19 protein-coding genes are annotated in these 24,437 nt (G+C 53.6%); 16 read left to right on the forward strand and 3 right to left on the reverse strand.

Going from position 1 to position 24,437, the window contains the following annotated elements; all coding sequences use genetic code 11:
- From ACT3TC_RS00005 to glyA, 3 genes are all read left to right on the forward strand, one after another.
- Nucleotides 1-2,596, forward strand: a 2,596-nt coding sequence (locus tag ACT3TC_RS00005; protein WP_444638619.1) for an ornithine decarboxylase, incomplete at its 5' end; no start/stop codon positions are given.
- A 77-nt stretch (nt 2,597-2,673) separates the two neighbouring features.
- Nucleotides 2,674-4,365 (forward strand): aspartate-alanine antiporter, encoded by a 1,692-nt coding sequence (gene aspT, locus ACT3TC_RS00010; protein ID WP_444638621.1) that lies wholly within the window; start codon nt 2,674-2,676, stop codon nt 4,363-4,365.
- A gap of 202 nt (nt 4,366-4,567) precedes the next feature.
- Entirely contained in the window at nt 4,568-5,833 is a 1,266-nt protein-coding gene (gene glyA / locus ACT3TC_RS00015; RefSeq protein WP_444638945.1) for a serine hydroxymethyltransferase, read from the forward strand.
- A gap of 141 nt (nt 5,834-5,974) precedes the next feature.
- Here glyA and ACT3TC_RS00020 read toward each other — a convergent pair whose 3' ends face one another.
- Complete coding sequence (locus ACT3TC_RS00020) at nt 5,975-6,976, reverse strand: glycosyltransferase family 9 protein (protein WP_444638622.1); 1,002 nt, start codon at nt 6,974-6,976, stop codon at nt 5,975-5,977.
- Between the two features lie 562 nt (nt 6,977-7,538).
- The gene (gene dsbG, locus ACT3TC_RS00025; RefSeq protein WP_444638623.1) at nt 7,539-8,363 is read right to left on the reverse strand and encodes a thiol:disulfide interchange protein DsbG; all 825 of its coding nucleotides are present in this window, start codon (nt 8,361-8,363) and stop codon (nt 7,539-7,541) included.
- A 427-nt stretch (nt 8,364-8,790) separates the two neighbouring features.
- Here dsbG and nrdR point away from each other — a divergent pair, with 427 nt between their 5' ends.
- The 11 genes from nrdR (at nt 8,791) to ACT3TC_RS00080 (ending at nt 21,355) form a co-directional block, all read left to right on the forward strand.
- On the forward strand, nt 8,791-9,279 hold the full coding sequence (gene nrdR, locus ACT3TC_RS00030; protein ID WP_172116157.1) for a transcriptional regulator NrdR: 489 nt from the start codon (nt 8,791-8,793) through the stop codon (nt 9,277-9,279).
- Entirely contained in the window at nt 9,279-10,439 is a 1,161-nt protein-coding gene (ribD, locus tag ACT3TC_RS00035) for a bifunctional diaminohydroxyphosphoribosylaminopyrimidine deaminase/5-amino-6-(5-phosphoribosylamino)uracil reductase RibD (protein ID WP_444638624.1), read from the forward strand. Before nrdR ends, ribD begins: the two co-directional genes overlap by 1 nt.
- 211 nt (nt 10,440-10,650) lie before the next feature.
- Nucleotides 10,651-11,817 (forward strand): bifunctional 3,4-dihydroxy-2-butanone-4-phosphate synthase/GTP cyclohydrolase II, encoded by a 1,167-nt coding sequence (ribBA, locus tag ACT3TC_RS00040; RefSeq protein WP_444638625.1) that lies wholly within the window; start codon nt 10,651-10,653, stop codon nt 11,815-11,817.
- A 4-nt stretch (nt 11,818-11,821) separates the two neighbouring features.
- Nucleotides 11,822-12,310: a 6,7-dimethyl-8-ribityllumazine synthase gene (gene ribH, locus ACT3TC_RS00045; RefSeq protein WP_193055044.1), complete on the forward strand. Its 489-nt coding sequence runs from the start codon at nt 11,822-11,824 to the stop codon at nt 12,308-12,310.
- Nucleotides 12,307-12,810: a transcription antitermination factor NusB gene (gene nusB / locus ACT3TC_RS00050; protein WP_444638627.1), complete on the forward strand. Its 504-nt coding sequence runs from the start codon at nt 12,307-12,309 to the stop codon at nt 12,808-12,810. The genes ribH and nusB overlap by 4 nt, the downstream gene beginning before the upstream one ends.
- 35 nt (nt 12,811-12,845) lie before the next feature.
- Nucleotides 12,846-13,823: a thiamine-phosphate kinase gene (gene thiL, locus ACT3TC_RS00055; RefSeq protein ID WP_444638628.1), complete on the forward strand. Its 978-nt coding sequence runs from the start codon at nt 12,846-12,848 to the stop codon at nt 13,821-13,823.
- Nucleotides 13,820-14,293, forward strand: coding sequence for a phosphatidylglycerophosphatase A family protein (locus ACT3TC_RS00060; protein WP_444638629.1), 474 nt, complete (start codon nt 13,820-13,822; stop codon nt 14,291-14,293). The genes thiL and ACT3TC_RS00060 overlap by 4 nt, the downstream gene beginning before the upstream one ends.
- Before the next feature lie 66 nt (nt 14,294-14,359).
- Entirely contained in the window at nt 14,360-15,616 is a 1,257-nt protein-coding gene (locus ACT3TC_RS00065; protein WP_444638631.1) for a DUF945 family protein, read from the forward strand.
- A gap of 93 nt (nt 15,617-15,709) precedes the next feature.
- Nucleotides 15,710-18,175, forward strand: a complete 2,466-nt coding sequence (gene lon / locus ACT3TC_RS00070; RefSeq protein ID WP_444638632.1) for an endopeptidase La — start codon at nt 15,710-15,712, stop codon at nt 18,173-18,175.
- 261 nt (nt 18,176-18,436) lie between these two features.
- Nucleotides 18,437-20,281: a dihydroxy-acid dehydratase gene (gene ilvD, locus ACT3TC_RS00075; protein WP_444638633.1), complete on the forward strand. Its 1,845-nt coding sequence runs from the start codon at nt 18,437-18,439 to the stop codon at nt 20,279-20,281.
- A gap of 18 nt (nt 20,282-20,299) precedes the next feature.
- Nucleotides 20,300-21,355, forward strand: coding sequence for an oxidoreductase (locus ACT3TC_RS00080; RefSeq protein WP_444627887.1), 1,056 nt, complete (start codon nt 20,300-20,302; stop codon nt 21,353-21,355).
- Nucleotides 21,356-22,650: 1,295 nt separating this feature from the next.
- Here ACT3TC_RS00080 and nudE read toward each other — a convergent pair.
- Nucleotides 22,651-23,250 (reverse strand): ADP compounds hydrolase NudE, encoded by a 600-nt coding sequence (gene nudE, locus ACT3TC_RS00085; protein WP_192527980.1) that lies wholly within the window; start codon nt 23,248-23,250, stop codon nt 22,651-22,653.
- Between the two features lie 71 nt (nt 23,251-23,321).
- Between nudE and yrfG the strand changes: the two genes are divergently transcribed.
- Together yrfG and hslR are read left to right on the forward strand one after the other, a co-directional pair.
- On the forward strand, nt 23,322-23,984 hold the full coding sequence (gene yrfG, locus ACT3TC_RS00090; RefSeq protein WP_172116167.1) for a GMP/IMP nucleotidase: 663 nt from the start codon (nt 23,322-23,324) through the stop codon (nt 23,982-23,984).
- Between the two features lie 14 nt (nt 23,985-23,998).
- A complete protein-coding gene (hslR, locus tag ACT3TC_RS00095; protein ID WP_192527981.1) occupies nt 23,999-24,388 on the forward strand; it encodes a ribosome-associated heat shock protein Hsp15 in 390 nt (129 codons plus the stop codon).
- The last annotated feature ends 49 nt before the right edge of the window (nt 24,389-24,437 follow it).

Below are 24,437 nucleotides of genomic sequence, written 5' to 3' on the forward strand. Positions count from 1 at the left end.
GTCATCAGGAAAAGCGAGTGTCGATCAAGTGAAAGGTGTGTTTGATCAATTGCGCGCTATCGAAATGCTCCATGCCTACCCAGGCGCGCAATTAATAGAAGCGCTGGCGGCTTATATAGAGACCGACCAAAAGGAAGCATTTAACGCGTTAGTCGGGCGGATCTCTTTTTCAATTTTAGCTCGATATTACAAAGAAGACCCCCACGAATGGGAGGTTTTACCTCACACTGAAAAAGATATTGACCGGAATACATCGCCCACAACGACAGCGGAACGCCCCTATTTTGAAGTTTTAGTGGTAGCGCCTGACAACGGCGATCTCATCAATCGTAATATCAGGCTGATGCGCAGCCAGCGCCAAAAAGAAGATGAGTTTATTTACGAGCCACTCGTTGTCAATAATTTTCAAGACGCATTTTGTGCTATCGCGGTAAATAGTAATATCTGTGCAGTCGCTATTTTTGACGGGTTTGATTTTGCGAGCCACCAGCCTGTACCGCAGCTAGAAAGAATGATGTCAGACCTCAATATACATGAGGATGACGATCATTTGGCGCTACAGTTAGCAACAACGTTGTCAACACACCGGCCTGAGCTTGATATCTATCTGATGTCGGATCAACGTCCCCAAAATATTGCAAGCGACCCTCGTTCAATCTGTATACGTCGCGTTCTTTATGCGGTCGAAGAGCCTATTGAGTTACATCTAGCCATTCTTGAAGGCGTGCGCGTTCGCTATGAAACGCCCTTTTTCGACAATTTAAAACGTTATGCCCAACGTCCTGTTAGCACTTTCCATGCGTTACCCATTGCACGAGGTAAATCGGTGTTTCACTCCGATTGGATTCGCGACATGGGGCAGTTTTATGGGCGCAACCTGTTTTTAGCTGAATCGTCGGCAACAATAGGCGGTTTAGATAGTTTGCTAGAGCCAACCGGTAATATTAAGCGCGCACAAGAAAAGGCAGCAAGAGCGTTTGGGGCGGATCACTGTTACTTCATCACGAATGGCACCAGCACCTCAAACAAAATAGTACTCATGGCCGTTGCCCAACCAGGCGACATCATTATTGTTGACCGCAATTGCCATAAGTCACATCACTATGGCGCTGTGCTAGGCGGATTACTGCCCTATTATGTCGAAGCTTTTCCCATGAAAGAGTATTCGATGTATGGCGCTGTTCCGTTACGAACCATCAAACAAGCGCTGTTGGCATTAAAAGCGGAAGGAAAGTTGGACCGTGTTCGTGTCGTCGATTTGACTAACTGCACATTTGACGGTCACGTTTATAATACTCGACGAGTGATGGAAGAGTGTCTCGCCATTAAGCCCGATCTTGTGTTCCTATGGGATGAAGCCTGGTTTGGTTTTGCTCACTGGTCGCCTTTCTTGCGCCCGCGCACGGCGATGGGAGCAGCCAGCAATATTGAAGCATGGCTGGACGATCCTGCTTCGATCACCGCCTACGAGCAACAGCAGGAGGAACTAGGAGAGCAACCTAATGATGAGGCGTTGCTCAATACGCGCTTAATACCAGATCCTCGTAAAGTGAAGCTGCGTGTTTATCAAACGAACTCTACGCATAAGTCGATGTCAGCGATCCGGCAAGGGTCCATGATTCTTGTCAAAGACGTGGATTTCTACGGTATTGAACCCCAGCTGCATGAAGCTGTGTTTACGCATTCGACAACAAGCCCCAATCAGCAGCTAATTGCATCAATGGACGTTGCGCGCAGGCAAATGGAGTTGGAGGGGTACGGGTTAGTCAGTAATTCGATTCAAATGGCGTTAGATATTCGCAACCAAATTAATAAACATCCCTTAATATCGAAATACTTCCGCGTACTAGGTGCCGATGAAATGATTCCGAGCGAATTTCGCTCGAGCGGTTTTGAGGACTTTTTGGCCCAAGGCATCAACTGGAGCGATGCCGTACTCGCCATTCGCGACGATGAATTCTTTTTGGACCCTACACGTATCACTCTAATTTGCGGCACAGCTGGGTTCGATGGAACACAGTTCAAGGGTTTGCTGGCCGATAAATATGAAATTCAGGTTAACAAAACATCACGTAACTCAGTGCTTTTGCAAACCAATATCAATAATACGAGAAGCGATGTAGCTCAACTGGTACACGTTTTACTTGAAATTGTAACGGAACTTGGGAAAAAACTAAGTCATTCAGGAGAAGAGGGCAACAAAAGCTTTAACGAACGCGTCTATAGTTTGATGAGTGATGTGCCCGATCTGCCTAATTTTAGCTACTTTCACGAAACATACCGAAACGACGTTGCAGGTGTAGCGGTTGAGGGAGATATTCGTGATGCATTTTTCAAAAGCTGGAGCCCCGAGAATTGCGAATATGTCGGTTTATTCAGCGACGAATGTGACCGTCGTTTACAAGATGGCCCGCCCATGGTGTCAGCGAAGCTGGTAATCCCTTATCCGCCTGGTTTCCCTATATTGGTTCCAGGACAAGTTATCAGCAAAGAAACAATATCTTTCATGCGCAAGCTGGATGTTAAAGAGGTGCACGGCTATGAAGCCAGCAGAGGTCTTCAGCTTTTAAAGCTTTCTTCTTCTGATACCCCTTAACATTTCTTCTACGTATTTCTTTGACTACGCCCCTTTCAGAATAGATGAAAGGGGCGAACGTGCGGAGCTTGTTTGATATGGCGACTTGGGAATGGGTAGTAGCTATTCTAAGAGGAAGTCCGGAGCTAGCAATATTTTTAGCCTTGGCAATCGGTTACTGGGTAGGTGGGATTAAGCTTGGTAATTTTAGCTTGGGCGCTGTCACGGGAACACTGCTGGCGGGGGTGCTTATCGGGCAGCTAGGGATTGATATATCCCCACAAATTAAATCTATCTTTTTTATTATGTTTCTCTTTGCTGTCGGGTTTGGTGTTGGCCCTCAATTTGTACGCGGTATTGCAAGTGATGGGCTCCCCCAGGCACTTTTTGCCATTGTAATATCGATGCTGTGCTTGGCTTCTGTATATATCGCCGCTTCTATTTCAGGGTATGGCCCGGGCTTGGCGGCAGGCTTGCTTGCAGGAACACAAACTATCTCCGCCTCAATAGGCCTTGCGACTAATGCGATAAGCCAGCTTGATCTTTCACCGGAGGAAATTCAGCAGCAATTAGATCTTATCCCCGTCGCGTATGCCGTTACGTATTTATTTGGAACAGTGGGCACCGGGTGGATCATCGCTTTTCTGGGGCCAAAGCTTTTACGCATCAACCTACAGGAAGAGTGTAAGCGCTACGAAAAAGAGATGTCCGTCGGCGCTTCCGAAGATGGTATGCATTCCGCATGGCATAAATACATCATTCGAGCTTATGAGCTTGCCACGCCCGGCTTGATTGCTGGTAAAACGGTATCAGAAGCAGAAGCCAGTGTTGATGGGCGCCTGTTCCTGGAAAACCTGCGCCGTGGAGAAAAGATTATTCCCTTTGATGGCGATACTGTTTTACAAGTAGGCGATATTGTTGCTGTCTCAGGTAATCATGAAGCGTTAGTAGAGTGGAGCAATCGGGCTAAGGAAGTCGCTGATCCAGAGCTTTTGAATATACCTGTTGAATCGGTCGATGTTTTTATTACCAATAAAAAAGCAAATGGAAAAAAACTCATTGAGCTTGCTCAGCAGCCTATGGCTCGAGGTGTTTACGTTACACGTGTTCGGCGAGGCTCAATGGGCGTAGATATCCCTTTGTACGCGCAAACTAAAATACATCGTGGTGATATCGTAACTATTAACGGTACGAAGAAACATATTGACGACATAATTGGCGAATACGGCTTTGCTGACCGTCCTACCAGTGTTACGGATATGGTGTTAGTGGGCGCCGGTATCGTTTTGGGTGGTTTAATTGGTGCGATATCGGTTCCTGTCGATGGGATTCCAATCACGCTTTCTGTTTCGGGCGGCGCGTTGATTGCGGGTATTCTTATTGGGTGGTTACGTAGTTTCATACCGAAGCTCGGTACAGTGCCAAGCGCAACGCTTTGGTTTATGAATTCGGTAGGTTTGAATATATTTATTGCTGTGGTGGGCATTACGGCGGGCCCCACGTTTATTGCTGGGCTTCAACAAGTCGGCTTCGAGATATTCTTCTGGGGGCTATTTGCAACCGCTGTCCCGATGGTACTCGGCCCATTGATTGGTAAATATATTTTTCGTTTCGACCCTGCGATTAATCTTGGTTGCTGCGGTGGGGCAAGAACGAGCACGGCATCTGTCGCTATGGTATCTGAACAAGCCAAAAGCAACGTGCCCATGCTTGGGTATACGGTGCCCTACGCTGTCAGTAATACGTTTTTAACACTGTGGGGCATGGTTATCGTTATATTATTATCATAACCACCTGTTTGATAATGCCTGCGCGGTTCAAGACCACCGCGCGGGCATTTTTCATTCACTTAAGCCAGAAAAGCCATCCAGTCGCCATGAACGGCATTCATGCAGTACCTGACGCGGATGCGATGAAAGTCGCGTTCGGCTGCGTTATGATAGCGGTCTGATTTCTTTCATGAACGATCCTTATCTACGAGGTTTCCCGCCAATGTTCAGCCGCGATATGACAATTGCCGGATTTGATGATGCGCTGTTTGACGCCATGCAGAAAGAAGTGGCCCGCCAAGAAGCGCACATTGAGTTAATTGCTTCCGAAAACTACGCAAGCCCCCGCGTAATGGAAGCGCAAGGCAGCCAGCTGACCAACAAATACGCTGAAGGTTATCCGGGCAAGCGCTACTATGGCGGCTGCGAGTTTGTCGATATCGCTGAAAACCTCGCGATTGACTACGCAAAAGAGCTGTTTGGCGCCACCTACGTTAACGTTCAGCCGCACTCCGGCTCCCAGGCCAACAGCGCGGTATTTTTAGCGCTGGTTAAGCCGGGCGACACCATTTTAGGCATGAGCCTGGACGCAGGCGGTCACTTGACCCACGGTGCCAAGCCTAGCTTCTCTGGCAAGCAGTACAATGCGGTGCAGTACGGCTTAAACGAGCAAGGCCTGATCGATTATGATCAAGTCGCTGAGCTTGCCCGCGAGCACAAGCCGAAAATGATCATTGCCGGTTTCTCTGCCTACTCACAAATTGTCGATTGGGCCAAATTCCGCGAAATCGCTGACGAAGTAGGCGCTTACCTGCTAGTCGACATGGCCCACGTGGCGGGGCTGGTCGCCGCGGGCGTTTACCCAAGCCCCTTGCCTCATGCTCATGTGGTCACTTCAACGACACACAAAACGCTGCGTGGTCCGCGTAGTGGCGTGATTCTGTCGGCTGAAAACGATGCTGACATTGAGAAAAAGCTGCAGTCTGCCGTATTCCCCGGCGGTCAGGGCGGTCCGTTAATGCACGCGATTGCGGCCAAAGCGGTCTGCTTCAAAGAAGCCATGTCGCCTGAGTTTAAAGCCTACCAGCAGCAGGTCGTTAAAAATGCCAAGGTAATGGCCGGTGTGTTTATGGAGCGCGGCTTTGATATCGTTTCCGGCGGTACCGAAGACCACCTGTTCCTGCTCTCATTAATCAAGCAGGGCGTGACCGGTAAAGATGCCGATGCGGCACTAGGCCGTGCCCATATCACCGTTAACAAAAATGCCGTTCCTAGCGACCCGCAAAGCCCGTTTGTTACCTCAGGCCTGCGTATCGGTACGCCAGCGGTGACGACACGTGGTTTCGGTGAAGAAGAGTGCCGTCAGCTTGCTGGCTGGATCAGTGACATCCTGGATGTGCTGGCCAAAGGCGAAGACACTAGCGCCGTTGAAGCCCAAGTGGCAGAGAAAGTGGCAGAAGTATGTGGCCGCTTCCCGGTTTATAAGTAACGTTGTGATAAAGGGGTTGCGTGAAGTACCAGGTTAGTCCGTAAGACTCACCAATTCACGCCATGCTTGAAAAAAGGCCTGCACGTTAAATCGTGTAGGCCTTTTGGTTTTAGCGACGCGTAAAAGTGAAATGATGCCTGATTACTCAGGGTGGGGGATAAGCGACGCCATCGCTTCGAGAATTTGATCAACGTCAGGGATGCACCCATCCTGGTTAAATAAACACGTATGCTGTGGCTCGTACCTGGGCCAATAGCGGTAAGGCAGCGTCGAATAAAAAATGCCTAAGGTGGGCGTGTGCGTGGCCAGTGCCAGGTTTCTTACGCCCGTATCGCCACAAACAAGTAAATCTGCTTGGGCCATGGTGTGCGTCAGCTCCTCCAGGGGGAGTTTGTGCTGGATCGTAATGTTGGCGTGCTGCGCGGCCTCGGTGAGCAGGAAATCCCCTTTTTCACTCTCGTTGGCCCCTTCCAGCAAAATATGCTGATAATCAGGAAACTGTGAGGCCGCGCGTAACATAAGCGCCTTCCATACGTCCTGTGGAACAGATTTATTGGTTCCAGACGCGAAGGGGAAGTAGTAGATAGCGCGAGCGCTCTCGCTTGGGGAGTGAGCGGGCAGCGCAAAATCGAGCGGGTATGAGGGCTGGTTGCCGAATACGCTTAAGAAGTCGAGTAAGACCTCGGCTTCGTAATGGTAGTTTGAGCGGGGAAGAGTAACGTCATACAGCCAGCGGTTGTACCAGGGGCGATATGGAAACCCCATTTTTAAATGCGCACTGCTCAATAGTGTGAGTGCCCTTGAGCGAGAGGTATCCGCAAGGTCAAACACAATATCGAACTGACCAAGCGTTGTAAGCGATGTGTACTGTTCTTGAATGCCGGTTGATGTGTCATGGATGAAAATGTCATCGACCAGGTCTTCAGGCACGGCATAGCGATATTTACTAGTGGTTGCCAGCGTCACGTGCGCGTTGGGAAAGGTCCTTTTTAATTCAACCAGAAAGGGGCGGGCCGCCATATAGTCGCCAAAAGCACATTGGCGTATCACTAAAACACGCTCGATATCCTCGTGGCGTGTTTGGTTGGCCCACTGTAGTGATTTCTTCTTGAAATAACCTGATTTATCTTTCCATATCTTCATACTGCAGGGCCTGATAATAACGATTAAAACAGACGTTGTCTGTGAAAGAAGCAAGACGTTTGCTCGGTGACCAATAACGAGTGATCACTATGGATAGGCGTTAAGGTACCTGTTATTCACATTCTGAAAAAGAGTTAGTTGAGAAAGGGCTAACTCGTTGGCATTGGTCATGAAACTACTGATTTGCTGAGGACTCCATTTATCCAGGTTGGCCAGTGAACCAGACCTAACAGTCGCTTCGTCACTTTCCAAGCGGTGCGTAGGTGCTGATTACTGGTCGATTGGGCCAACTGGGGTGAGAGCCACTGGGCAGCCCGTTACGCTTTATCTCGTGACTAATTGTGCTGTTGTGAACACCTGTGGCCTTGGTGATCTGTCGCTGGCCCGAATGCATGATGCCGTACAGCTGGACCATCAGGCCAATGTATAGTTTTATACTGGCTGGCATGATCTTCAGGCAGGCGCAGGCTTTATTCGGCGTTTTGTTATGGGATTAGCTGAGGTCTAGGGCGGCTGTGTCTCCCCAATTCACCGTTCAGGCACTTTCATGCGACCCCTTAAGTTATTGTGTTTCTGGCGCTGGGCTACCCATCAGTTCGAGTAGCTGTGCTTCCTCCGGCATTCCTTGAATGCGGTCAATGCGCATAACGCCGCTGGCTACTTCACGCTGAAAAGCGCTGGTGGGCGTTGCGTAAAGTCCTAATGCGTCAAACAGCTGGTTATTCGTGTACACCTGCTCTTCAATATCACGGGGCTGTGCGCTGGCTGTTATTGCTTCCCCCTCTTCATGACGCTTGAGGGCGGCACTTGGGTCATCAGCCGCCAGCAGCGTGGCGGCTTTGGCAGGGCTATCAGGCGCTAAAATGCCCACCATGATATGGCGTAACTGTACCTCGCCTGCTTCTACCCACGGGCGGGTTTTCTTCCAAAATGCCTGACAGTAGGGGCAGTTGGCATCCGTGAAGGTGTATACCACCCTGGGGGCTTCGGTGCTGCCATCCTGTATCCAGTGACTATCTTCGAGTAGTTGCCATGTTTCGGCTTCCAATACTGCGCGGACATGCTGGTCCAGTTGGGCTTCCGTCAGGTTCTCGCCCTGGTGATCCGTTAGCGTGCCGACAATCGCGTGCTCACCATCGGGTGTTAAATAAATGGCTATTTCTTGGCCTTGGGCGCTCGCACCAAAACCGCTTAGCCCACCTGGCGCGTCAAACTGGCCGTGAATTTCCCAGCCCTGGTCGGCCAATGCCTGCACCGGTGCAGGCAGCGCGTTAGCGTGGCTGATGTTGAAGCCTGCGAACAGTAGCAAGCCGCTGAGGGCTGTGGAGGTTTTAAAAGCATTGCGTTTTTTAAAAGAGACGTTAAGCGTACGGAGGGTAAGCGGCATCACAACATCCTTGCGTAAGGAGCATAATAAGTGACGCTAACCTATCAGAGCCTGTCACCGAAGCATACACAAACACCTCTGAGGGGTGTTTGTTGGAATTGGGGCATAGCACTTGAAACAGAGACGCCGCGCTACGAAAAAGTGGCCATGTTGATGCCGGTAGCGCATACAATGCATTGTGTTTTCTGGATTCATTAATCCCATGTATTGAACCAATGCAGCGTGTGTGTCAAATCGTTACAATGACGGGCTAGACACTGCTGTTATTGCATCATGGTCCGCGCTTAAACGCTGCAGACATAACGTTTGGGTCGATTGATGGATGAAAACGCGTTTGAGAACAGTCTTGAAAAACAGTGAGTGATAACAGGTTATAACATGCTTACTCGTGCGGCTTACAGCACGGACTGACAACAGGTTGACCGCTATGCATTGCCCTTTTTGTGGTGCTAATGATACTCGAGTGACTGATTCGCGTTTGGTAGCGGAGGGTGATCAGGTGCGTCGGCGCCGACAGTGTGCCAGTTGCCAGGAGCGCTTTACTACCTATGAAACGGCAGAGTTTTTGATGCCAAGAGTTGTAAAGTCGGATGGCTCGCGCGAAAGCTTTAATGAAGTAAAACTACGCGCCGGAATGTTACGCGCCTTAGAGAAGCGCCCGGTCAGTGCAGAAGCCATTGAGGCGGCAGTTGAGCGTATTCGCCAAACCCTGCGCGCCCGAGGCGATCGTGAAATCAATGCGCGTGATATTGGTGAGTCCGTGATGCAGGCATTAAGCAACCTGGATCAGGTAGCGTATATCCGGTTTGCCTCGGTCTATCGTAAGTTCCAGGACATAGACGAGTTTCGCGCTGAAATTGATCGTCTCTCCCAAGAGCCCTCTTTGCCATCGGAGCGTGATAAGGAAGATACGTAATGAGTACCGTTGCCGCGTTTAGCGACGCTGACCACCGCTATATGGCGCGTGCCTTGCAATTAGCCAGGCAAGGGCTTTATACCACTGACCCTAATCCGCGCGTAGGCTGCGTCATTGTACAGCAGCCGCCTGGCCAACCCGGGCATATTGTGGGGGAGGGGTTTCATGTGCGGGCGGGCGAGCCGCATGCGGAAGTTCATGCGCTCAATGCCGCGGGTGACAAGGCCAAAGGGGCAACGGCTTACGTCACGTTAGAGCCCTGTTTTCATACAGGGCGGACAGGGCCATGTGCGTTGGCGCTTAAAAATGCCCAGGTGGCACGTGTTGTGGTCGCCATGGTCGACCCTAATCCGCAGGTCAGTGGGCAAGGAATTGAGCTACTAAAGGCGGCCGGTATCGACGTGCAAATCGGCTTGTTAGAACAAGATGCACGGGCGTTAAATCCTGGTTTTATCGCTCGTATGCAGCGTAAACGACCCTTTGTGCGTCTAAAAATGGCCATGAGTTTGGATGGGCGTACAGCGATGGGGTCGGGTGAATCGCAGTGGATAACGGGTCCTGAAGCGCGCAGCCATGTTCAGTGCCTGCGCGCGCGTTCGAGCGCTATTTTGAGTGGCGTTGACTCGATCATTATGGATGATTCACGGTTGACGCTGCGGGCTGATCAACTGCAAGTAGCGAACGCTGACATCGTGGCGTTACGTCAGCCACTGCGCGTTATTGTGGATACGCGTTTGCGCCTGCCTTTAGCGGCGGCCTGTTTACGTGAGCCTGGCCGTACCTTAATAATGACCACGCCCGCACACTCGCCAGAAAAACGCGCCAAGTTAACGGCGGCTGGCGCAGAAGTGCATGTGTTTGAGGCGGGGAGCGATGGGCGTCTTCCGCTGGGCGAATTGCTTGGCTGGCTGGCTGAAAACGAACAGGTCAACGAGCTGCTGGTGGAGACAGGTGCTACGCTCGCCGGTGCGCTGCTGGATGCCAGGTTGGTGGATGAGTTGCAACTTTTTGTGGCACCCACGTTATTGGGGGGTGAGGCAAAACCGCTCTTTGCGCTACCTGGGCTTTCACAAATGGCGGATCAGCGGCGTTTAAGCATTCATGATATACGAGCGATAGGGCGAGATTGGCGTATTATTGCCTCGCCAGAGCCCGACTAGCGCAGGCGGCGATAGCAAGGTACTCTGTCGCAATTGATCGTGTCGCAATTATCCGTATTGCAATTAGTTGTGTTGTAATTCAGTGCTGTTATCGGCTTTTGATGGTTGCCCGCTTATTGTTATCAATGTTGGCGGTACGATGGTTACGTAGTGCGCAGCCCCAGTGTTGCGCGGCATCGCATACGCTGCGAACTCATATTTAGGAGCTTCCATGGTGAATTCTTCCTCGGGGGGCTTAGCCTCTATTGCTGAACTGGTAGACGATATCCGCCAAGGCAAGATGGTCATCCTTATGGATGATGAGGGTCGCGAAAATGAAGGCGATATCATCATGGCGGCCGAAAAAGTGCAGGCCGAGCATATCAACTTTATGGCGCGGTTTGCCCGTGGCCTGATTTGTATGCCGATGACGCGCGAACGGTGCGAGCAGCTTAACTTGCCGTTGATGGTGCGCGACAATGGCTCAGGGTTTGGTACCAAATTCACGCTCTCTATTGAAGCAACCCAAGGCGTGACCACGGGTATTTCTGCGGCAGACCGGGCGCGGACGGTTCAAGCGGCCTGTGCGCCTTATGCCAAACCGACCGACCTTGTTCAGCCGGGGCACATTTTTCCGTTAATGGCTGAGCCCGGCGGTGTGTTGCGTCGTGCAGGCCATACCGAGGCGGCCTGTGATCTGGCTGCGCTGGCGGGCTGTGACCCCAGCGGCGTAATTTGTGAAGTGATGAACGATGATGGCAGTATGGCGCGCCGCCCAGAGCTTGAGGCGTTTGCCCTACAGCATGGTATCAAAATCGGTACCATTGCCGACTTGATTCATTACCGTATTGTTCATGAGCAAACCGTTGACCATGTTGAAACATCAACGGTCATGACGTCCCTGGGCGAGCTGGCGCTGCATGTTTTCCGTGATCGTATTCAGGGCGCACATCATTTGGCGCTGGTGAAAGGGCAGCCCACGCCCGAGCAGACTACGACCGTACGCGTTCATTTAGCCGATACGCTGCGTGACGTGCTTGGTTTGGCGAAAGATGATCAGGGGCGCTGGAACGCCCATCGCGCCCTGGAAGAGGTCGCGGGTTCTTCCGCCGGTGTACTGGTGCTTATTGATGATGGCCGCCCACATCAGGATTTGAAAGACCAGTTGGATGTGTTTTTGGATCGTGTGCGCACCCCGCGCACCAGTGAATCTGATGGCACAGGCAACTATTTAACGATTGGTACTGGCTCGCAGATTCTACGCCATCTAGGGGTAGGTAAGATGCGGCTACTAAGCTCACCGTGGAAGTTTTCAGCGCTCTCGGGCTTCGACCTTGAAGTGGTCGAGCTTGTGGGGCCTGATGACATCGCGTGTGAGCCAATTTCTCAGCAGGAATAAATTGATGCAATCCCTCTCTCAAGTAGAAGGCACGTTTGTCGACGTCGATGGTCGTTACGTTATTGTGGTTGGCCGGTTCAATCATCATGTGGTTGATAGCCTTGTGGAAGGCGCGATTGATAGTTTGACACGTCATGGCGTAGACGCCGAAAACATTCACCTTGTTCACGTGCCGGGCGCCTGGGAATTGCCGCTCGCTGTGAAGCGTGTTCTGAAGGTCATGAAACCTGATGCAGTGATTGCGCTGGGCGCGGTTATTCGTGGCGGTACGCCGCACTTTGAGTACGTGGCGGGCGGCTGTAATACGGCTATCAACCATTTACAGCTGGAGTTTGATACACCGGTTGCCAATGGCGTTTTAACCGTTGAGTCCATCGAACAGGCCATTGAGCGTGCGGGCACCAAAGCGGGTAATAAAGGAACGGAAGCTGCAATGGCGGCGATGGAGATGGTCTCACTGCTGCGCGCGTTACCGGCAGGAGAGTCACAATGAGCGAGCGCCGTGAGCGTAAGGCCTCTGCTGCCCAGCAGAGCCGTCATGCTGCCCGTGAGCTAGCCGTCCAGGGGCTTTACCAATGGCAGATGACGGGTAAATCAATCACCGCCGTTGAAGCCGAGTTCCGCAGCCAGCTTGCCGATGACGACCTGGAAGATCATGAAAACTGGGTTAAGGTAATGGAGATTGCCGACAAGGCACTCTTTCATGAGCTTTTGCACAACACGGCACGCTATAAGATCGAGCTGGATCGCGAAATATCACCGTTGCTGGACCGCCGTCTGGAAGATCTGGATGCCGTCGAGCTGGCGATTCTACGCTTGGGTGCCTACGAGCTTTCTCGCCGTATGGAAGTACCGTATCGCGTGGTGATTAATGAAGGCGTTGAACTGGCTAAATCCTTTGGCGCAACCGACGGCCATAAATACGTAAACGGTATTCTCGACAAGCTGGCTAACCGCTTGCGAAGTGCCGAAGTCAGCGCCCGCCGCCTGTAACGGCGCGCCGTCTGGTACTGTGTTAAGGGGCCTTTGTGCTTGCTGAATTTGATTTGATTCGCCGTTATCTGATGCCTTCGCAAGCGCCACTCCCGGCAGATGGTGTCGCACTGGGTGGTGGCGACGACGCCGCCCTGTTAGTGCCTAAAGCGGGTCATCAACTAGCGGTGAGCGTTGATAGCTCTGTCGTTGATGTTCACTTCCCGCAGGATGCGCCCGCCTTTGCGGTGGGGCATCGCTCGCTCGCCGTCGCATTAAGCGATTTGGCGGCCATGGGGGCAGACCCTCGCTGGTGCTTTATGGCGCTCACGCTTGATCAGCGTACGTTTGCCAATGATCACGCGATTCATGCCTGGCTTGAAGCGTTCGCCAGGGGGTTTCATACGCTTTGTCAGCGCCAAGCCACCACCTTGGCCGGTGGCGATGTTACCTCAGGTGCGCTTACGATTGGCGTTACCGTGATGGGCGAGGCGCCGACGGGGCATGCCTTGACCCGCGCCGGGGCAACGCCTGGCGATATGATCGCCGTGACTGGCGCCTTGGGCGGCGGGGCGGGTGGGCTAGCTCTTTGGCAACGTGGCGAGCGTGATCTTCAACACCCCTTGCTGCGTCGTTATCTCCTGCCTGAACCGCGTTTGGCCGCAGGTGTAGCGCTTCGAGGGCTAGCCTCCGCCGCTATTGATATCTCTGACGGGTTGCTGGCGGACCTTGGTCATCTACGCAAGGCATCAGGTGTTGGGGCGACGCTCGATATGACATCGCTGCCGCTGGCGGAGGCGCTGGAAAGTAGTCTTGGCCGTGACGCTGCCTGCAACGCTGCGCTCTCGGGGGGGGACGATTATGAACTGTTGGTTACTCTGCCGGCTGAAAACGTTGCCAGTGCGCAGCGCGCGCTTGGCAAGCTGGGGCTACCCTTAACCGTGATTGGCCAATGCAGTGACACGTTGGGTGTAAAAGGGATTGCACCGAACCTGGGGACTGGCTGGCAGCATTTTAATGAGGGGGCGCCATGAACCGTGCACCACCAAGTGTGTGGCGTCGCCCAACGCATTTTTTTGCGTTTGGTTTAGGCAGTGGAACGGTGCCCTGGGCGCCAGGCACCTTTGGCACGCTGGCTGCTATTCCTTTCTACTGGATTATGGCGGAACTGCCCTTGGGCTGGTATTTGGGCATCGTGTTCGTGGCCTTTGTGATTGGCGTTTGGCTCTGTGATAAAACATCGCACGATTTAGGGGTGCATGATCATTCCGGCATTGTGTGGGATGAGTTTGTCGGCTACTGGATCACCATGGCTGCCGTTCCCTTCTCCTGGGAGGCGGCGCTGTGGGGGGTTATTGTTTTTCGTATTTTTGATGTGTTTAAGCCTTGGCCTATCCGCTGGGCTGACCGACGAGTGGCTGGTGGCTTTGGCATCATGATTGATGATGTCATGGCCGGGATCTATGCTTGGAGCACCATGCACTTATGGTATTGGTTGCACTAAAACGCAACCGCAGGTGACACTGGGCAACACTCACTTCCTATTCGTGCGGTTGCTCAAGGAGATGGCATGCGCAAGGAACGCTTAATTGTCCCTATTCTGGCCGCATTAGCCATTGTTTGGATGGTGGGGCAACTGCTATCCAGCGTGCTGTTTGAGCGCAGCCTCCGCCAAGCGCTGGAAGACCTGGAGGCACGGGGCGAGTGGCGCGTGTCTCGCGTCGAGCGCAGCCAGGGGTGGTTAAGTTCTCAGGGTCGCCTGCTGCTTTCCCCACTGCTGGGACGCCCCTGGCAATTGGAGCTTACTTACCGGGCACGTCACGGTATTTTAAGCACGGACGTTGAAGGTACTTTTCTGCCCCGGTTGGATACGGCGTTACAGCAGGCGGTAGGGGAGGTGACTGCCACCTCCGCACCACGTTGGAAAGGCCGTTACCACACGCTTAGCGGGCATAGTGAGCTGCAGCTGGCGCTGGCGCCGTTTATTATTCAGCAAAGCGGGCGGGAACTTGAGGTCCGTGGAGGGCGGTTGCGGTTGGAGGGCGTGTTTGGCGATTGGCGATTACGCGTTCGTATGGACCAGTTGGCGCTAACCGATGGCGCGGCACAGTTAACCCTGGGACCGTTGCTGCTTGAAAGCCGTTACACCTATATTGAAGATGCCCACCACTTCGCTCAGCGCGACCATCTGCATGTTGACGCCTTGTCACTTCACTACCCAGCCTATGACGTAAAACTGGCACCGCTGGATATACACAGCTACATGGTGCTGGATGAAAGTGAGTTGCGTCTCACTGGCGAACTCATTATGGGCGACGTTATGGTGCCTACGGAGGCACCCGATACGGCGCTGCTTAATGGGCATATTGTCATGGAGCTATCACGCCTTAACGCTGATGCGATACGTCAGGCTATCCGTCGGCTGCGCCAGGAAGCTGCTTGGGGAGATGCCAGCTTGCCGATGGCCGAAGGGCTGCTATCCCGGCTTGAACCTGACCTGCTGCAAATATTGAGTGACTCTCCGCGATTGGATGTTATCACCGTAGACGCGGATAGCCCGCTGTTGGGGATTCGCGTTGACGCTGATGGCGCGCTCTTCTTCGATGCTCGAAAGCTGGATCAGCTCAATGTCACTTTGCTTGATAAGCAGGAAGAGCGTGCCCGTTGGCTTGAACGCCTTGACGGCGATTTTATTTGGCATGATGCACCGACGGTGGTCGCCTTATGGCTGGGCTTGCCGTTAGGAACCCGTGAGCTGCAGTTTGACGTTATACGCGGGAAGTGGCGTGTTAACGGTCGTCCCATGCCGGACCTCTGGTCGCAATAGACGGCGCCAAGGGTTGAAGTTTAAGCCTGTTGCCCGCATTCCATAAGCAATGCTAAGCGGTATATCCGCTAGTCACTGTTTACCGGAGGGTATATGAGCGACCAGGAGTACGACCGCGATGACGACAATCTCGGCTGGCTGGGAGAAGATGTCCCGTCATCTGCTGAGACTGACCATATAGGTGAAGAAGAGCATCATCGCTCCGATGGCGAGCGGACAAACTCGTTGGTTCCTGCCAGTGATATGCTGCCTGAACGCATTTATTTACTGCCCATTCATAACCGCCCTTTTTTCCCCGCCCAGGTTCAGCCACTGGTCATTAACCGTGAACGCTGGGAAGAGACCATGCGTCGTGTGGGCAATACGCCCCATAAAACATTGGGCGTTGCCTTTGTGGGCGAGGGCGGTGTGGAGTCGTTAGGTCACGACGATTTTCCCGAGATTGGCACCGCCGTTAAAGTGCATAAACTAAAGGGCGAGGACCAGCAGATTCAGTTTATTGCCCAAGGTGTGCAGCGTTTTCAAATCAAGCGCTGGCTGTCTAAAGAGCCGCCGTATCTCGTTGAAGTTACCTATCCCAAAGAACCTGTTGATGCGGAAAACGAGGAGACGCGTGCGTATGCCATGGCGATTATTAACGGCATCAAAGAGCTGCTGCCGATTAATCCGCTGTATGGCGAAGAGTTAAAGCACTATCTGAACCGCTTTAGCCCTCATCAGCCAGGCCCCCTTACCGATTTTGCCGCCGCGATTACGTCAGCCAAAGGCCCTGAGCTTCAGGATGTGCTGAATACGTTGCCGGTAGAAGAGCGGATGCACAAGGTGCTGCCACTGCTGCATAAGGAAATTGAAGTCGCGCAACTGCAAAGCGAGATCAGTGAGCAGGTTAATGCGCAAATGCAGGATCGGCAGCGTGAATTCTTCCTGCGCGAGCAGTTAAAGGTCATTCAGCGTGAGCTGGGTATTTCCAAGGATGACCGCGAAAACGACGTTGATACCTTTAAAGGCCGTTTGGAGTCGCTGGTCGTTCCTGAGCGTGTCCAGAGCCGTATCGATGATGAGCTTAATAAGCTAAGCGTGCTGGAAACCGGGTCACCCGAGTACGGCACGACCCGCAACTACCTGGATTGGCTCACGTCATTGCCCTGGGGGGGCACCAGCCAGGATAAGCTTGATCTAAGCCATGCGCGTGAAGTGTTAAACCGCGATCACGATGGTTTGCAGGACGTGAAAGAACGCATTATCGAGTTCCTCGCGGAAGGCACATTTAAAGGCGATGTAGGCGGCTCCATTGTACTGCTGGTAGGCCCGCCAGGGGTTGGTAAGACGTCTATTGGCCGCTCTATCGCAGAGGCGCTGGGCCGCGAGTTTTATCGTTTTTCTGTCGGCGGAATGCGTGATGAAGCCGAGATTAAAGGCCATCGGCGTACCTACGTGGGCGCCATGCCCGGTAAGCTGGTGCAGGCATTTAAAGAAGTCGAAGTCGAGAATCCGGTGATTATGCTGGATGAAATCGACAAACTGGGGCAGTCGTTCCAGGGGGACCCGGCCTCCGCGCTGCTTGAGGTGTTAGACCCTGAGCAGAATGTCGACTTCCTGGACCACTATCTGGATGTCCGGATGGACCTTTCCAAGGTGCTGTTTATCTGCACGGCCAACACGCTGGACTCGATCCCCGGCCCGCTTTTGGACCGCATGGAGCAAATTCGCCTTTCAGGTTATATCGCGGAAGAGAAGCAGGCGATTGCCAAGCACCACCTGTGGCCGAAGCTTCTTAAGCGCAATAACATGCCTAAAAAGCGTATCAACTTAACCGAGGCGGCGTTAAAGCAGGTTATTGAAGGCTACGCCCGTGAGGCCGGCGTTCGGCAACTCGAAAAGCAGCTTCACCGTATTGTACGTAAAGCGGCGGTCAAGCTCTTGGAAGAGGAGATCGAAACCGTCAAGATTTCGGTCAACAACCTGGAGGAGTTTTTGGGAGCGCCTCTTTTCCGTAAGGAAAAAGCCCTCAAAGGCGAAGGCGTGGTGACAGGGCTTGCCTGGACATCAATGGGCGGGGCAACCTTGCCCATTGAAGCGGGTAAAGTTCACGCGCTGGACCGGGGATTCAAGCTAACCGGCAAGCTTGGCGATGTCATGAAAGAGTCTGCCAACATTGCCTACAGCTACACCCTGGGCCACCTGCAGGAGTATGGCGCAGATACTGACTTCTTTGATTCAGCGTTTGTTCACCTGCATGTGCCCGAGGGCGCAACACCCAAGGATGGCCCTTCGGCGGGTGTCACCATGACCACCGCGCTACTCTCGCTCGCCAAGCATCAGCCCATTACGCGGCCACTGGCAATGACGGGAGAGCTCACCCTGACCGGTCAGGTGCTTCCTGTTGGCGGCATTCGTGAGAAAGTGATTGCTGCCCGGCGTAGCGACATTTTTGAGGTGATACTGCCCGAGGCCAACCGCCGCGATTACGAAGAGCTCCCTGATTATCTTAAGAAAGGTATGACGGTACACTTCGCTAACCGCTATAAAGACGTGGCTAATGTTGTCTTTAAGAATTGAAACAGAAGCCAGGGAAGGGCTGAGCGAGGAGTGATGATTTAAAACATATTTTCTTATGTATCAATAGGGACTTATTAAACGCCGCACAGCAGCCTGATGCCACCCTCCAGGGTGGCATTTTAGAAACGCGTCAGCGGATTAATCTCGTCGGACACTACATCTGGCGCTGTGGGCAGCGCTCATGCCACAATCATGGGCGCTGGATTCACCTGCCCACCGCCGAGTTGGCAGCGGGCCAAAAAAAAAGATGTAGAGGACACTATGCCTGAGTATCGCTCCCGTACGACCACTGCTGGCCGCAATATGGCTGGCGCCCGCGCTTTATGGCGTGCCACGGGTATGAAAGATGACGATTTTCACAAACCTATTATCGCGGTCGCCAACTCGTTTACCCAATTTGTCCCCGGTCACGTCCACCTGAAAGATATGGGCCAACTGGTTGCGCGTGAAATTGAGAAAGCCGGTGGCGTAGCCAAGGAATTCAACACTATTGCCGTCGATGACGGCATTGCGATGGGCCACGACGGCATGCTGTACTCGCTGCCCAGCCGCGACATTATCGCCGACAGCGTTGAGTACATGTGTAACGCGCACTGTGCCGATGCGTTGGTATGTATCTCCAACTGCGACAAGATCACCCCTGGCATGTTGATGGCTGCCATGCGCCTGAATATTCCGGTCGTCTTTGTCTCAGGCGGGCCCATGGAAGCCGGCAAAACCAAGCTGTTAAATCATGGCCTGGATTTGGTAGACGCCATGGTAATGGCAGCTGACGACAGCGTGGATGATGAAACGCTGGCCGAAGTTGAGCGTAGCGCTTGCCCCACTTGCGGCAGCTGCTCAGGCATGTTTACCGCCAACTCAATGAACTGCTTGACCGAAGCGCTCGGCCTGGCGCTGCCGGGTAACGGTACTGTGCTAGCAACGCACTCGGACCGTCGTCGCCTGTTTGAAAACGCCGGCTACAAGATTGTTGAGCTGGCCAAGCGTTACTACGAAGGTGATGAGGCGCACCTGCTGCCTCGCGCGATTGGCTCGAAAGCCGCTTTTCGTAACGCGATGACCCTGGATATCGCCATGGGCGGTTCCACCAATACCATTTTGCACCTGCTGGCGGCCGCGCAAGAAGCGGAAGTCGACTTCACCATGTCGGATATCGATCAGCTTTCCCGCGAAGTGCCTCAACTGTGTAAAGTGGCGCCCAACACCCAAAAGTACCACATTGAAGATGTACACCGGGCGGGTGGCATCATGGCGATTTTGGGTGAGCTTGATCGCGCGGGCGTGCTGGATACCTCGGTGCCCACGGTTTACGGTGATAGTCTCAAAATCGCGCTGGACGAGTGGGACATCATGCGCTCACCCAGCCCGGAAGTGGTTGAGTTCTTTAAAGCAGGCCCAGGCGGCGTGCCCACCCAGACGGCCTTCTCGCAAAGCACGCGCTGGCCGAGCCTGGACGGCGACCGAGCGACTGGCTGTATCCGTAACCTGGAGCACGCATTCTCAACCCAGGGCGGCTTGGCCGTGCTTTATGGCAACATCGCGCTGGACGGCTGTGTGGTCAAAACCGCCGGTGTTGATGATTCGATTCTACTGTTTGAAGGCACAGCTCACGTCGTGGAGTCGCAGGACCAAGCGGTCGCCAACGTACTGGATGGCAAGGTAAAAGAGGGTGATGTCGTGGTAATCCGCTACGAAGGCCCTAAAGGCGGTCCCGGCATGCAGGAAATGCTGTATCCAACCTCATACCTTAAATCCAAAGGGCTGGGCAAAGCCTGCGCGCTACTGACCGATGGTCGCTTCTCGGGGGGGACCTCGGGTTTGTCCATTGGTCACGTATCGCCTGAAGCGGCAGCGGGCGGCGCAATCGGCCTGGTGGAGCAGGGCGATACCATTATCATTGATATCCCCAACCGCACGATTAACGTCAAGCTTTCCGATGCTGAGCTTACCGCTCGTCGCGAAGCGATGGATGCCAAAGGAAAAGAGGCCTGGAAACCGGTCGAGCAGCGTCCCCGAAAAGTGACGCCTGCGCTAAAGGCCTATGCACTGTTAGCGACGTCCGCTGACAAAGGAGCGGTGCGCGATCTTTCCAAGCTCGATTAAACGTTCGCAAGGAGCATTATGAAAGCAACGATCAATGTGGGCCTGGTAGGTTATGGGTTCGCGAGTAAAACGTTTCATGTACCGCTCATTCAGGCCACGGAAGGCCTGGATTTGGTCGCGGTGTCCTCAAGCGACGCCGCTAAGGTGCAGGCGGATTTGCCTGATGTAGAGGTCGAGAACGAGGCGCGGGCATTATGCCAGCGTTACGATATTGACCTTATTGTGATTCCTACCCCCAACGATACCCACTTTCAGCTTGCCAAAATGGCACTTTCTGCGGGCAAGCACGTGGTGGTGGATAAACCGTTTACTGTGACGCTGTCAGAAGCCAAGCAGTTAAAATCGCTGGCCGTGGTGAAAGAGCGTTTGATCTCGGTGTTTCATAATCGCCGTTGGGATAGCGATTTTTTAACGGTTAAGGCTTTGCTGGAGACAGGCACACTAGGACGTGTGACCGGTTTCGAGTCGCGCTTTGATAGGTTCAAACCAGAAGTACGCGACCGCTGGCGTGAGAAAGCCACGGCGGGTGGCGGTCTCTGGTTTGACCTGGGGCCACATCTGCTGGATCAGGCATGTGAGTTGTTTGGGATGCCCAACGCCATTTTGCTGGAGCTGGGCACACGCCGCGATGGCGCGCAAGCCGATGACGATTTTCTCGCGCTACTGGCCTACGATGACCGGCGTGTTCAGTTAAGCGCCAGTGCGCTAGTGGCCGAAGCGACACCACGTTTTCGGATACATGGCACGCAAGGCAGCTATGTAAAATACGGTCTGGACCCTCAAGAAGATCGCCTGAAGGCAGGGGAAGTGCCTGCTGTTAATTGGGGAGAAGATACCCCAGGCACGTTGACGCTGCGCGAAGGGCAGGGTGAACAGGCATCACTGACAAGCCATGAGCATCCTACTCAGCCGGGTAACTACCTGGCCTATTACCAGGGAATCGTCGAGGCTCTTCAAGGCCGTGCTGCGCTACCGGTAGATATCGAAGCCGCGCTACGCTCGATGACGCTTTTGGAAGCGGGGCAGGATAGCTACCGCCAACGCCGCTGGATAGCGCTTAAACCCCACTTTTAACCCAACATGAAAGTCAGCACCCGCTTCACGCGGGTGCCTTATTTGCTCGTTCCTCGCAAAACGTTACCACGCGCTACGATTCTCGCTGGATCCGAAAATAGCGCAAATTCGTAGCGCGTGGTAAGCGCAGCGCACCCGCGGGAGCAACGCGAAGCGTTGCCAGGTGATGAAGTGCAAAGCATAGACATAAGCACGGTGATAATGCCAAGGCGGCTTGCGCCGCCACCCGCGGGTGCCTTATTTACTCGTTCCTCGCAAAACGTTACCACGCGCTACGATTCTCGCTGGATCCGAAAATAGCGCAAATTCGTAGCGCGTGGTAAGCGCCAGCGCACCCGCGAGAGCAACGCGAAGCGTTGCCGGGTGATGAAGTGCAAAGCATAAACACGGAGGCACAAGCCAAGGCGGTTTACGCCGCCACTCGCGGGTGCCTTATTTACTCGTTCCTCGCAAAACGTTACCACGCGCTACGATTCTCGCTGGATTCGAAAATAGCGCAAATTCGTAGCGCGTGGTAAGCGCCAGCGCACCCGCGGGAGCAACGCGAAGCGTTGCCGGGTAGTGCGTTACAAAGTATGGATACAGGCACGGCGACAACGCCAAGGCGGCTTGCGCCGCCACCCGCGGGTGCCTTATTTACTCGTTCCTCGCAAAACGTTACCACGCGCTACGATTCTTGCTGGATTCGAAAATAGCGCAAATTCGTAGCGCGTGGTAAGCGCAGCGCACCCGCGGGAGCAACGCGAAGCGTTGCCGGGTGATGAGGTACAAAAGCATAAGCACGGAGGCACAAGCCAAGGCGGCTTGGCGCCGCCACTCGCGGGTGCCTTATTTACTCGTTCCTCGCAAAATGTTACCACGCGCTACGATTCTCGTTGAATCCGAAAATAGCGCAAATTCGTAGCGCGTGGTAAACGCAGCGCACCCGCGAGAGCAACGCGAAGCGTTGCCGGGTGATGAGGTACAAAAGCATAAGCACGGAGGCACAGCTAGGGCGGCTTGGCGCCGCCACTCGCGGGTGCCTTATTCGCTCGTTCCTCGCAAAACGTTACCACGCGCTACGATTCTCGCTGGATCCGAAAATAGCGCAAATTCGTAGCGCGTGGTAAGCGCCAGCGCACCCGCGAGAGCAACACGAAGCGTTGCCGGGTGATGAGGTACAAAAGCATAAGCACGGAGGCACAGCCAAGGCGGCTTGCGCCGCCACTCGCGGGTGCCTTATTTGTTCGTTCCTCGCAAAACGTTACCACGCGCTACGGTTTTTGCTGGATTCGAAAAGCGGGGCCGACATTGCCTCACAACAAATCAGCAGCGTCCTGGCGCTTCTCGTCACGTAATTTATCGCGGGCGATATACAGGGCTGCTATGGCACGGGCTTCATGAAAATCGTCGCGTAGCAAAAGGGCAGGTAGCTCTTCGATGGGGTGGGTCTCGACAATAAGCGGCTCTGGCTCATCGCCCGGCAGCCGTTTGGCATACAGGTCGGTCGCGATTAATACCTGCATGCGATGGCGCATATAGTTGGGGGCCAGTGAAAGCTCAACTAAAGGCTCGATGCAGTGAGCGCCAAAGCCGCACTCTTCCATCAATTCACGGTTAGCCGCGGTAATAACATCCTCGCCCGGGTCCACCAATCCTTTGGGAAGCGTTAATACGTAGTCTTCAAAACCTGCCGCATACTCGCGTATCAGCAACACATGGTCAGGGTCAGGCATGGCCACAATCATTACCGCACCACGGTCGGCGCCGGTTAAACGCTCAAACTGGCGCTCCTCGCCGTTCGAGAAGCGTAAATCCAGCGACTCAATATGAAACAAGCGGCTTTTGGCTACGCTCTCACGGGCCAGTATCTGCGGCTTGCGCAGGTAGCCGGTGGGAGAATCAGATGCTGACATAAGGGCCTCCATGGCTGCTAAATAAGGGTTAGGCTACAATAGCACGCTTACTCTTTTAGACTGGAGCGGCAATGATTGATTGGCGCGAAATTGATACCGTGCTGCTGGATATGGACGGTACGCTACTGGACCTACACTTTGACAGCCACTTCTGGTTGGAGCATCTCCCGCGCCGTTATAGAGAGCTTCATCAACTTGATGAAGCATCTCAAAATGCACTCCAGCAGCGCATTATGGGCGAACAGGGCACGCTAAACTGGTACAGCCTGGCGTACTGGAGCCGAGAGCTGAATGTCGACGTTGTTGCGCTCAAGCGGGAAGTGCAGCATTTAATTGGTCTACGTAGCGATGCACTCGACTTCTTAGCGTGGCTAAAGCAGGCCCATCCCCGAGTGATATTGGCCACCAACGCTGATAGAGCCAGTCTATCGCTTAAATTGCCGTTAACAGGGTTGGAAAACTACCTGGATGCCATCATCTCCTCTGAAGATGTAGGGGCAGCGAAAGAGGAGCAGGCTTTTTGGTTTGCACTGCAAGACATCGAACCTTTTGACCCGGCCCGTACCCTGTTTATAGACGATAACTCCCGCGTGCTGGAAAGCGCCCGCGAATTTGGCATCCGGCATTTGCTGGGTATTAAACAGCCAGACAGCCAGCGCCCAGAAAAAGAGCTGCAGGAGTTTATCGCTCTGGACCGATTTGCCCAACTGCTGCCAGAAAACGTACCTGGGTAGCAAGGAGAGCGTTAATGAGCGACACCGTTCGCTTGGATAAGTGGTTATGGGCAGCGCGGTTTTTTAAAACCCGCGCGCTCGCTAAAAAAGCCATTGAAGGTGGCAAGGTGCATTATGACGGTGCGCGTGTCAAAACCAGTAAAAATGTCGAGCTGGGGGCGCTTATCCGCGTGCCTCAGGGGTGGGATATTTACGAGGTCGAAGTAATTGAGCTTTCTGACCAGCGTCGCGGTGCGCCTGAAGCCCGAAAACTCTATGCAGAGACCACCGAAAGTGCCGAGCGCCGCGCCCGTGAGACCGAAGCCCGCAGGCTTACTAATCAAGCCATGCAGCACCCCCTCAAACGGCCTGATAAAAAGCAGCGCCGCGATATACAGCGCTTTCAGCGTCAGCCCGGCGAGTAGCCGACGTTTCCTGCCTGGGGCTGCCTTCACCGTTAAGGCAGGCTAGCCC

The sequence above is a fragment of the Halomonas sp. AOP27-A1-41 genome, from assembly GCF_052378605.1.
In the GTDB taxonomy this organism is placed as follows: Bacteria; Pseudomonadota; Gammaproteobacteria; order Pseudomonadales; family Halomonadaceae; genus Vreelandella; species Vreelandella citrativorans.

Excerpts from the sequence above, each read along its gene's own strand:
- ribH (WP_193055044.1), top strand. The coding sequence starts at position 11,822 with ATGCAATCCCTCTCTCAAGTAGAAGGCACGTTTGTCGACGTCGATGGT.
- aspT (WP_444638621.1), top strand. The coding sequence starts at position 2,674 with ATGGCGACTTGGGAATGGGTAGTAGCTATTCTAAGAGGAAGTCCGGAG.
- ilvD (WP_444638633.1), top strand. The coding sequence starts at position 18,437 with ATGCCTGAGTATCGCTCCCGTACGACCACTGCTGGCCGCAATATGGCT.
- yrfG (WP_172116167.1), top strand. The coding sequence starts at position 23,322 with ATGATTGATTGGCGCGAAATTGATACCGTGCTGCTGGATATGGACGGT.
- lon (WP_444638632.1), top strand. The coding sequence starts at position 15,710 with ATGAGCGACCAGGAGTACGACCGCGATGACGACAATCTCGGCTGGCTG.
- ACT3TC_RS00080 (WP_444627887.1), top strand. The coding sequence starts at position 20,300 with ATGAAAGCAACGATCAATGTGGGCCTGGTAGGTTATGGGTTCGCGAGT.
- dsbG (WP_444638623.1), bottom strand. The coding sequence starts at position 8,363 with ATGCCGCTTACCCTCCGTACGCTTAACGTCTCTTTTAAAAAACGCAAT.
- ribBA (WP_444638625.1), top strand. The coding sequence starts at position 10,651 with ATGGTGAATTCTTCCTCGGGGGGCTTAGCCTCTATTGCTGAACTGGTA.
- ACT3TC_RS00065 (WP_444638631.1), top strand. The coding sequence starts at position 14,360 with ATGCGCAAGGAACGCTTAATTGTCCCTATTCTGGCCGCATTAGCCATT.
- nusB (WP_444638627.1), top strand. The coding sequence starts at position 12,307 with ATGAGCGAGCGCCGTGAGCGTAAGGCCTCTGCTGCCCAGCAGAGCCGT.
- ACT3TC_RS00060 (WP_444638629.1), top strand. The coding sequence starts at position 13,820 with ATGAACCGTGCACCACCAAGTGTGTGGCGTCGCCCAACGCATTTTTTT.
- nudE (WP_192527980.1), bottom strand. The coding sequence starts at position 23,250 with ATGTCAGCATCTGATTCTCCCACCGGCTACCTGCGCAAGCCGCAGATA.
- hslR (WP_192527981.1), top strand. The coding sequence starts at position 23,999 with ATGAGCGACACCGTTCGCTTGGATAAGTGGTTATGGGCAGCGCGGTTT.
- nrdR (WP_172116157.1), top strand. The coding sequence starts at position 8,791 with ATGCATTGCCCTTTTTGTGGTGCTAATGATACTCGAGTGACTGATTCG.
- ACT3TC_RS00020 (WP_444638622.1), bottom strand. The coding sequence starts at position 6,976 with ATGAAGATATGGAAAGATAAATCAGGTTATTTCAAGAAGAAATCACTA.
- glyA (WP_444638945.1), top strand. The coding sequence starts at position 4,568 with ATGTTCAGCCGCGATATGACAATTGCCGGATTTGATGATGCGCTGTTT.
- ribD (WP_444638624.1), top strand. The coding sequence starts at position 9,279 with ATGAGTACCGTTGCCGCGTTTAGCGACGCTGACCACCGCTATATGGCG.